The sequence below is a fragment of the Vibrio sp. 1159 genome, assembly GCF_033340395.1.
Classification (GTDB): Bacteria; Pseudomonadota; Gammaproteobacteria; order Enterobacterales; family Vibrionaceae; genus Vibrio; species Vibrio alginolyticus.
In genome coordinates this window covers 1-1,294 of the sequence record NZ_JAWOWL010000125.1, presented here as the reverse complement: position 1 = coordinate 1,294, position 1,294 = coordinate 1, and the positions used below count along the sequence as shown (strand labels likewise).

Here is a 1,294-nt window from a genome sequence, read left to right as displayed (position 1 = left end):
CCAGTAAGTCTACATAGTACTGGGCGAGATTTTTCATGGGTTTCATTAACTACTCCATGGCACAAGCAAGCTATCAACCCGACATATTGAAAACGGGTAGATGTACAAGGCCTAACGCAATTTAGGTCTGTTTGATTTTGAGGCATTCACCTTGGTGAACTGGCGAGAACACAAGGTATAAGCAGTTTAACGTGTTTAATACGGTGATTTAAACCGCTTGCTATCAACTTAGAGCAAGCGGTCACAAAGCGCTAGAAGGAACTAGGGTGGATGCAGGTGCGATTACGGCCATCGGCTTTGGCCTGGTATAGCGCACTGTCGGCCATAGCGATGCCCATTTCAGGCTCATCACCATGCTGAGGAACGTAAGAAACAAAGCCGATACTCACACTGAGGTGCTCTGAAGCTTCCGAACTACCGTGCTCCATATCAAGCTGTCTAATCTGTTGATGAATGCGTTGAGCGACTTGCTCTGCGCCTTCTGTTGTCGTGTTTGGCAAGATAAAACCAAATTCTTCACCACCGTATCGAGCCACGCAGTCTGAAGAACGGTTGACCACTTGCTTGAAGACCGCCGCGACACGAATCAACGCCTCGTCGCCTTGTTGGTGCCCGTAACAGTCGTTGTAATCTTTAAAGAAGTCGATGTCGCACAACATGATAGTCAAAGGCAATTTTTCACGAATGTGGTGATACCAAAGTACATGAAGACGTTCATCAAATCGGCGTCTATTCGCCACTTGCGTCAAGCTGTCCATAAAGCTCAATTTCTCAAGCTCAAGGTTCGCTTGTTCAAGTTTTTGCTCGGCGAGATAACGCTCTGAAATATCACGCGCCATGATAAGAACGCCATTCGTACCCGATGCCTTGTCTTTAAACGGCGATTTCACCACATCAAACCACGTAATATGGCCATCACTACTCACGACCTTATCGATATACCTTACCGGTTCTGCTTGTCGCAGAGCGTGTAGGTCGCTCGTTTCCAACCGCGTGTACATTTCAACGGGAATGACATCTTGAAGACGCTTACCAATCAAATCAGAAACTTCAGATATACCTAAAGCGTTTACAAATGGCTTATTGCACGCTTGGTACACCATGTTCTCATTAAAAATACCGATAGAGTCAGGGCTTGCATCTAAGATTGTTTGAAGAATGGTGTCACGCTGAGCCAAGGCGACTTCAGTGTCTTTTCGACGTTCCATTTCATCACGTAAGTTCTGCTGAATCTTATGCCATTCCGTCACATCGTGACTAATAGACAACGTTCCGAGTAGCTCACCACTTGGCG

1 protein-coding gene is annotated in these 1,294 nt (G+C 46.3%); it reads right to left on the bottom strand.

The annotated features are described in order from the left end of the window. Positions 1 to 251: 251 nt before the first annotated feature. Positions 252 to 1,294 (bottom strand): GGDEF domain-containing protein (locus tag R7127_RS26365; RefSeq protein ID WP_318148700.1); only part of this gene is annotated, 1,043 nt, incomplete at its 5' end.